Below are 9161 nucleotides of genomic sequence, written 5' to 3'. Positions count from 1 at the left end.
TTTAAATCACCGCCCACATCCACCAAGAGGGCACGCTCAGCTTCCACTTTACCGCCAATATTATCGAAGTTATTCGTGGTTTTGATGCCTACTTTATCACCTGTAATAGTGCCTGCGTTGAATAAGCTTTCGGTATTTAATAAAGTAAGCTTACGGCCTGCAATCGTGCCACTATTGGTTAAACGGTTACTCCGTAAATCAATCACATCCGCTGAAATCAACGCGCCTTCGCCATTTAAGTCACCTTTCTGCGCCATGGCATAGACGCGAGGCGCCATCACTTTGACTTGTTTTCCGCTTGGTAAGGTTACTACGCTAAATTGAATATGAAATTATAAGATTAGCTTAAAGGTAAACAGCCCTGAAAATACGAAAAGTGCGGTCAATTTTTGAGAGGTTTTAAAACTCTTTGAAAATTGACCGCACTTTATTGGTTTCATTTAGAAGTTATCTTTAATAAATTCAGCTGGAATACCATCTGATAACCATACCTTCTCATTACCTATATAAAACTTAATGCCTTTAGATTGAGCTAATTCTGTATCAATTATCAGAAGAATTGTCCCCCCTTTTTTTCTATTTCCAACCAATGTTGCTGTCTCAACATCCTCAGATAAATGTACATATTGACGAGACATCGGCTTCAATCCATTTGATTTAATATCATCTAAATAATTTATACTTGTCCCATGGTATAAATACTTTGGTGGATAACCAATTTCTTTAGAAATTTTCATTGGAATTGAATGCCCATAGAAAGCTCTTATTTTTCCATTTTTAATCTCATGTCTTTTCTTTTCCGATAGGTTGATCATTTTAACTAAATCGTCTTCGGTTAACATATTCCATTTTTCATCACTATTTCTAAATGATGAAATTAATTGTTCAACAGAAACCCAACCTTCAGAATCCAGTTCTAATTCATATTCCCATGGAGCATGACGAAGCGCATAGGAAACTTCTTTACTTAAATTTAAATAGTCCATTTTAATACTCTTTTGCACTTTTTATTTCTTCCGCTAACCACTCATCAAAATCCTTACATTCATATTTATTGTTTTTATTACCAAGATCGTGAACATAAACTCTCGGATTAACGTACTAATGTTTTCCTTCTCATTGGCCGTTAATTCACTGACCGGTTTGCCATAAGCTCTCGCGATGATTTCAGCTGTTGCTTCACCTGTCACTCCTGCAACCGCTCCCGTTAATGGGTCTTTGCCTGTTACTTGAAACTCTACCGCAGAAAGCTGCGCATGCGCCATCAGATTCGCAGCTTTGTCTTTTGCTGTGTCACCTGCCGTCATCTCGTGGATGGTTTGATTGAGATAAGGCGAAGCCAGTGCAACAAGGCTGCCTGCAGTATCGTTTTGTGCTGCCGCTTGTAATGCCGCTGTCACCGCTCGAATCGCCATGCCTTTTTCACTACCTATGCCGTAAGTGCGATCAGATTTTACAGTGTTTCGGTCTCTATCTGAATGTTGCTTCTGATGGCTGATTTGGTGTGCTTGTCATAGCACAAGCGTGGACACTTGCGCCATCAGAGGGGCACTATCAAGGTGATATTCTTAAAGCCCCTTTCATCTTCTTTTTAAATTATCTGAAATAAGTATAGATAAAAAGAGTAAAGGAAATCCCTTACTAAACACATTAAAGAAAAATAAAACAATGTCTTTTATTTCACTTAAAGATATTTCTCCCCAATTTAATATATAGGATATAAGAATTAAAAATAACGAAAACCCAATAAAGCAAACTACGGATGCAAAAAATGTAAAAATCAAGTACTGGAATAACCTACTTAGCATTATCCTCACCTTTTAACCAGCTATTTATTTTGGGCTCATTCTTCTCCAACTTATTATTTATATATTCACTAGATAAAGAATCTCCAATAGTTCCTATTTTAGTAGGAATATATTTATATTCTTCATTTAAAAGATTATAAAATTTTTGATTTCTATATAATGGTTCATAATAATCTTTATTTCTACTAACATTACCAACCAGTACTCTAAATCCTGATTTTTCTATTCCTTTCCCTATACCTCCACCGACTAATGTTGCTATACCGGATGAAGCTGCTTTATAACCAGCATGTTTAACTGGCTCATCATTTTCTTCAAAATATCCCTGAACACCTCCGCTAATAGAGTTAATAGCTAATGTTGTTCCAAATTTTGTTCCTCCCGCAACAAAACCAGTTCCTGCACTCCATGCCAGATCGCTCATCGAAGTCTCTTTCCCACTTAATGAATTTCCAAGATAAGTAAATCCCATACTTGTACCCGAATTCACCACCTTTTCAGTCAAAATAGGATGTGCTTTAGCCAAATCTCCAACTTTCGCTGTTGCAGAAACCACTTTGTTTGGTAAGTTCAATGCATTAACAGTTGCTGGCACTTTACTTAATGCATTTGAAAGTACACCAACGCCATAAATCATTGAGGCTGACTCCAACCCATCCTTAACTGAATAAGCTATTTTCCCATTCGCTGAATTTTTATAATTCTCAGGAGCATCAAGTTCGTTCTTGACAGTATAATACATCTCTTCATCACGAGAATGTTTTTCAGAACGCCATCCTAGCCAGTTCTTACTCTCTTCTGGCAAGGTATTCACTGCTTGCGATCTTTGTACATCCGTACCTGCAAAAGGGAAATGACCATAATCTCGTTTTGGTACAGGATCGTTTATTAAATATTCTGATTCGAAACGATTTTGAGCATTAACCAATGATGTTGATGATGCCAATTTATAACCCGATGCGGTATTACCCGTAACAGTTTCTATATAATAACGATCTACATAGCTTAAAAATGCCTCTCTTTCCTTGCTATTTAAGGAATTTGGATCTTTTCTAAATTTATCCAAGAGAACATCACTACGCTGATCTGATTCAATTAAATCTCTAAACTCCAATTTTTCTTTGTTTGTTAATTTTTCTCCACGATGATATTTTGTTTTTAACGCATTTAATCTCGCTCTTGATGCATCACTCAAGAAATTATTCTCCACCGCCCTTTTAGCCGTTCCAGCCCCAGAGGTGGCAGCAAGGAAATTACCTCCTTGCTCCGTTGTGGTGCCATTCGCTTTCGCCGTCAATGCCGCAGCCAATCCGCCCGCCAGTTGACTTAACGTGCTAATGTTTTCTTTTTCATTGGCCGTTAATTCACTGACAGGTTTGCCATAAGCTCTCGCGATGATTTCAGCCGTTGCTTCACCTGTCACCCCAGCCACTGCACCCGTCAATGGGTCTTTGCCTGTCACTTGAAACTCTACTGCAGAAAGCAGCGCATGCGCCATAAGATTCGCGGCTTTGTCTTTTGCGGTATCGCCTACCGTCATCTCGTGGATGGTTTTGTTGAGATAAGGTGAAGCAAGAGCAACAAGACTGCCTGCGGTATCATTTTGTGCCGCCGCTTGTAATGCCGCTGTCACGGCGCGAATCGCCATGCCTTTTTCACTACCTATGCCGTAAGTGCGGTCGATTTCACCTTGCGTTTTCGTGATTTCGGCTTGAACATTTGTTAGCTGTTGCTTAATGGCGGCAAGCTGTTGTTCATTACCCGCTTGTCCCTTCAAGGCTTTTTCTTGCTCTTCAAGCTTAAACTTCTCAAGCCCTAGCTTGTTGATTTTCTCACGCTCTTCATAGGTGGCAATATTAATCGCGTTGTTGCTGATGTCACCTATCACTTTCGCCATTTCTTGGCGTTCTTGCACTTTTTGTAAATCTTGTTTTTCAACACGTTGATTCGCATTTTTGGTGTCACGTGAAAGTGCGGTCAGATTTTCCGGTGTTTCGGTGTCTATCTGAATGTTGCCACTGATAGCTGATTTGGTTTGGCTATGTTCACTTTCATGACTATTGCCAAGTAAGCTCAACGCACTGCTAAGCGTCTGCATTGGATTCACTCCACCACTGCCCGCACTCATGCTTGCACTTTCGGTTTTAATCTCGCTTCGATTTTCAATATCTGTTGCAGCAATTGATTGGGTTTTAAAACGGTTTTTACTTGCATCAGCATCACTTTCAATAATCGCACCATTCAATTGCGTGTGATGATGAACGGTGACATTCATTCCCTCCTCACCCACACGAATCCCGGCTTGTTCATTCACTTGAGCATAATCTACTTTCGCTTTGTTATAGGAGGCACTAACCGAAGCTCCGCCACCTGAACCATACGCTACCGAGCCACTTGCACTCGTACCCGTTTGTTTGGATTCGTATTTCTCTGTATCTTGACGGCTCGTTATCGTCAGATTTTGAATATCCGCTTCCCAACGTTTCGCTTTAAGATTCGCTGCATCAAGGCTGAGGTTTCCTGCTTCGCTATTGGTAATGAGCTTATCCGCTTGCAAGTGACTGTTTTGCCAACGCTCGCTATCCGAGTTAGATTTGCCCTTAGCAGCATTGACCGAACCCTCTATACCAAATCCGTAACTATTACCATTGGTTCCAACAAAGACGCCTAGACTTCCCCCCTCAGATTTATTTTCTGTGCGTTGATGCTCTTCGTCTTTCACGCCTTTTATCTCAATCCCTTTTTTGCCTGATAATGCCATTAATTTCGCATTCGCATCGACGCCTTCAAAGGTGAGTTTTTCATCGCGTGCTTTCGCATTAAACGTACCGGTGTTCACCATTGATTTTTGATGACTAATACTCCGGCTTTCGCTGGTTTGAGTTTGTTTTTGACTACCATAACCAATACTAATCTTCACAATACAAAAAGTGCGGTCAATTTTGAGAAGTTTTAAAACTCTTTTAAAATTGACCGCACTTTATATCTAGATATTTTAAATTATATACCTTTCAGATAGCTAAAAGTTTACAATCCACTAAAACCTAACGTTAGAAAACTTGATATTTTCTGAAATATTTATCCTATAAAACTCAATGGTCTATCTTCTCTTTTGCTAAAATCGCAAACACTGCAATAACAAAAGCATAAGGATAAACATCTTCTAGAAAATCTACAAAATTTTCTACACGTCCATACCGAATCAACTCGGTTATATATAAAATAATAACACCAGATAAAACAGCGATAGATAATTTAAATAGTTCTATAATAAATTTCATTCTTTATCCTTACTTTTCATTTTCTCTTCTCTCTGATCAAGAAAATTATTGCAACACTCCCAGATCTAGCTGCCCTAACTCCAGATTCAACAGGGTCTTTATTATCTTTAACAATCCCTTTCAATGTAATTTCTGTGGAAAAAGCATTAGAAAAAGTAGATCTTGCTTATGCGAAGTTGGATGTGAAATTATAAGATTTATGAAATCTTTTTATATATAACACATTATATTTTATTTAAAAGCACTCAACACAGATTGAATCTTATTAATTATTAGACTTAACTCATCAGTCTTAATACAAGACACTTTCACTCCCCAAAATTGCTCGTCAAAGAAACCCACACTCTTACTTGCTCTTATATTAGAAAGTAATAATCTATCCTCAATATAATCTAAGTCATAACTTCTATTCTTATTAAAAACAACTATTACTTTAGATAACCCACTAGAACTATTTATTACAAAAGGATAAAACCCTTTGTTTACATACTCCATATAGTCTATCTCCCATAAATATGGGTTTACCTCTCCACTCTGTTTAACTAGATTCAATTTTTCGAAAAAAATATCTTCATTATTTATAAACTCTTGATAATCAATTTTATTTTCTTTTATTAATTCCTCAATAGCATATGTATATCCAAATCCCTTTGCCATTAGATTAATCATTAAATCCCTATCATCCAAATAAAATAAATCATCATGTATATTGGAAAAAATTTCCAATTCAGGATTAAAGTAATCAATAAGATAGCTTGCTTTATTAGAAGCCAATTGGGGTGGATAAATATTCATATCGATACATAGGTTAACTGAAAAATAATCTGTATCTACAATATTATCTATTTGAATAGCAAAGTTATTAAAATTCCCTTTGCTATCATATATCCCTGGGTTTCCGATAATCATCTTTTTCTTACCTCGTTATAGTGTGTGCCTAATCGTTCGTATACATCTTTAGTTATATCTGAAGGATTAATCCTTTGTGCAGGTGCCTGGTCTTTTCCTGTTCTTCCAGCCCAATGCCACACTGACCCCTCCTTGTTTGAGTTAAATTGGTGAATCCTTCCTTCATTATCTAAGGCATAACGTTTCTTACCACCTTCAATAGAAGATTCAAATAATTTTAAAGAATCTTTAGGCTCTATTCCTGCATTAGGTCTATTACCCATTCCCCCTAAAGTATGCTTTGAATTAGACTCTATCGTTAATCCATTATTAGCTTTAATTGGCTCAGGTATGGGTAGTCGGTTATCTCTAACCATAATCCCATCTTTCCAATCCCCAACCTGACTTTCACCTCCAACTAGAATATGACTACCTTTATCATTATTTAGTATTTGATTTCCGCCTGTATTTGTTGGCAAATTATAATCTGCTGGATACTCAATACCTCCTGTATGATTAACAAAGATTCTTGGATCAACTACAGGTTTACCACCATATGTTGTAGTCACTAAACTTGGATCGACTGGCATATATCCGCCATCTGCATTCGGAATCCAAACCTTATCACCGAAAAGCTCTTTATTATTAACAAAACCACCATCTGTCAAGATTTGCTCATTTATATAAGAAACCTGTTCCTTTGTTAATTTGGACATAGCCTCAGGATCTCTCATCGCAGCAGCCACAATAGCAACTTCTTTTTCATTAGGCGATAAACCTATACCAATTGAAACACCCGCTATCCCTGAAAGGGCTTGCAAACAAGTTCTTGAACAAACAAGTGTGAAGCCCTCAGCAGCTAAAGCAACAAAATTATTATTCTCCACCGCCCTTTTAGCCGTCTCTGCTCCAGAAGTTGCAGCGATGAAACTCCCACCTTGCTCTGTTGTGGTGCCATTCGCTTTCGCTGTCAATGCCGCAGCCAATCCACCCGCCAATTGACTTAACGTACTAATGTTTTCCTTCTCATTTGCCGTTAATTCACTGACCGGTTTGCCATAAGCTCTCGCGATGATTTCAGCTGTTGCCTCACCAGTTACCCCGGCAATTGCCCCCGTCAATGGGTCTTTGCCTGTCACTTGAAACTCCACCGCAGAAAGCAGCGCATGCGCCATCAGATTCGCGGCTTTGTCTTTTGCCGTGTCCCCCGCCGTCATCTCGTGGATGGTTTTGTTGAGATAAGGTGAAGCCAGTGCAACAAGACTGCCTGCGGTATCGTTTTGTGCTGCCGCTTGTAATGCCGCTGTCACCGCTCGAATCGCCATGCCTTTTTCACTACCTATTCCGTAAGTGCGGTCGATTTCACCTTGAGTTTTCGTGATTTCGGCTTGAACATTTGTTAGCTGTTGCTTAATGGCGGCAAGCTGTTGTTCACTACCCGCTTGTCCCTTCAAGGCTTTTGCTTGCTCTTCCAGCTTAAACTTCTCAAGCCCTAGCTTGTTAATTTTCTCACGCTCATTATACGTGGCAATATTAATCGCGTTGTTGCTGATGTCGCCTATCACCTTCGCCATTTCTTGGCGTTCTTGCACTTTTTGTAAATCTTGCTTTTCAACACGTTGATTCGCATTTTTAGTGTCACGTGAAAGTGCGGTCAGTTTTTCCGGTGTTTCGGTCTCTATCTGAATGTTGTCGCTAATAGCTGATTGGGTGGTGCTGCGCGCGCTTTCATTGGTGTTACCCAATAAGCTCAAGGCACTGCTTATCGCTTGCATTGGATTCACTCCGCCACTGCCCGCACTCATGCTCGCACTTTCGGTTTTAATCTCGCTTTTATTTTCAATATCGGTATGCGTGAGCGATTTTGTTTTAAAGCGGTTTTTACTTGCATCAGCATCACTTTCGATGATGGCACCATTCAGTTGGGTATGGTTGTGGATATGGGCATCCATGCCATCCTCACCCACACGAATACCGGTTTGTTCATTCACTTGAGCATAATCTACCTTAGCTTTGTTATAGGAGGCACTCACCGAAGCTCCGCCACCTGAACCATACGCTACCGAGCCACTTGCACTCGCACTCGTTTGTTTGGATTCGTATTTCTCTGTATCTTGACGGCTCGTTATCGTCAGATTTTGAATATCCGCTTCCCAACGTTTCGCTTTGAGATTCGCAGCATCAAGGGTTAAGCCGCCTTCTTCACTGTTCGTGATGATTTTATCCGCAGTGAAATGACTATTTTGCCAACGTTCACTATCCGAGTTAGATTTGCCCTTAGCAGCATTGACCGAACCCTCTATACCAAATCCGTAACTATTACCATTGGTTCCAACAAAGACACCTACACTCCCCCCTGCTGATTTATTTTCTGTGCGTTGGTGCTCCTCATCTTTTACACCTTTTATCTCAATCCCTTTTTTGCCTGATAATGCCATCAATTTCGCATTCGCATCCACGCCTTCAAAGGTGAGTTTTTCATCACGGGCTTTTACATTAAACGTACCAGTGCTCACCGTTGATTTTTGATGACTAATACTCTGGCTTTCGCTACTTTGTGTTTGTTTTTGGCTGCCATAACCAATACTCACCTTCATACTTGGGCTGGATGTCGTCCCTGTATTCTGCATATTACCAGCTCTTAAGGCATCTAAGGTTTCTGCCACCTTACCCACATTTTGAGCCGCCATTGTCGCTTCTTCCGCGGCTTTCACTGCATAAAGTGCCTTGAGTTTTCCATTGGTGACTTGTTGGCTGCGATTCACACTGTTATAAGCCGCTTGCGCCATATCAGTCACTGGTGTACTCAAGGCAATTGTCACGCCAGATTGTTTATACTCATGCCCCTCTTTACGTTCAATAATATCTTTTCCGGCTTCTACCTTCACGCTTGCACCTTTAATATCAATGCGATTCGTGTTTGGCGTAATCATATCCGTTCCCATGACATTCGAATGGTTGCCCGCACTCACTGTGATATTGCCATTCATTGAACCCAGCGTGCTACGTGCATCTGATTGTGTCCAACCTTCCGTTTCATAATCATGTTTTTCTGATTTCGAACCAACGGTAAAACCAATACCGCCGTCTGTGAACACACCTCTGGTTTTCTTGGTTTCCACGCGCTTATTTTTGAAATGATTGGTATCCGCTGCAATATCAACATCATGTCCAGCCTGAATAT

At 39.8% G+C, this 9161-nt stretch carries 7 protein-coding genes; all 7 read right to left on the bottom strand.

Annotation, left to right across the window (positions count from 1 at the left end; all coding sequences use genetic code 11):
• The coding region (locus A9500_RS10750) for a hypothetical protein (RefSeq protein ID WP_179854566.1) at positions 1-278 on the bottom strand (278 nt) is incomplete at its 3' end.
• Between the two features lie 162 nt (positions 279-440).
• Positions 441-986, bottom strand: a complete 546-nt coding sequence (locus A9500_RS07800) for an RNA 2'-phosphotransferase (protein ID WP_065244504.1) — start codon at positions 984-986, stop codon at positions 441-443.
• Between the two features lie 33 nt (positions 987-1019).
• Positions 1020-1415, bottom strand: a complete 396-nt coding sequence (locus A9500_RS10745) for a hypothetical protein (RefSeq protein WP_065244503.1) — start codon at positions 1413-1415, stop codon at positions 1020-1022.
• 382 nt (positions 1416-1797) lie between these two features.
• Positions 1798-4728, bottom strand: coding sequence for a hemagglutinin repeat-containing protein (locus A9500_RS10540; RefSeq protein ID WP_257005683.1), 2931 nt, complete (start codon positions 4726-4728; stop codon positions 1798-1800).
• A gap of 172 nt (positions 4729-4900) precedes the next feature.
• Positions 4901-5089, bottom strand: coding sequence for a hypothetical protein (locus A9500_RS07780; protein WP_065244501.1), 189 nt, complete (start codon positions 5087-5089; stop codon positions 4901-4903).
• A gap of 231 nt (positions 5090-5320) precedes the next feature.
• On the bottom strand, positions 5321-5998 hold the full coding sequence (locus A9500_RS07775) for a hypothetical protein (RefSeq protein WP_065244500.1): 678 nt from the start codon (positions 5996-5998) through the stop codon (positions 5321-5323).
• Positions 5995-9161, bottom strand: a 3167-nt coding sequence (locus tag A9500_RS07770; protein ID WP_179854565.1) for a hemagglutinin repeat-containing protein, incomplete at its 5' end; no start/stop codon positions are given. The genes A9500_RS07770 and A9500_RS07775, both read right to left, overlap by 4 nt.

This window comes from Haemophilus sp. CCUG 60358 (assembly GCF_001679485.1).
Classification (GTDB): Bacteria; Pseudomonadota; Gammaproteobacteria; order Enterobacterales; family Pasteurellaceae; genus Haemophilus_D.
Note: the sequence above shows the minus strand (reverse complement) of the source record. Positions and strands in the feature narration are given on the sequence as shown.

Bases quoted from the DNA above. Each gene is read 5' to 3' on its own strand.
- A9500_RS10745 (WP_065244503.1), bottom strand. From the start codon at position 1,415: ATGGCGATTCGAGCGGTGACAGCGGCATTACAAGCGGCAGCACAAAAC.
- A9500_RS07775 (WP_065244500.1), bottom strand. From the start codon at position 5,998: ATGATTATCGGAAACCCAGGGATATATGATAGCAAAGGGAATTTTAAT.
- A9500_RS07780 (WP_065244501.1), bottom strand. From the start codon at position 5,089: ATGAAATTTATTATAGAACTATTTAAATTATCTATCGCTGTTTTATCT.
- A9500_RS07800 (WP_065244504.1), bottom strand. From the start codon at position 986: ATGGACTATTTAAATTTAAGTAAAGAAGTTTCCTATGCGCTTCGTCAT.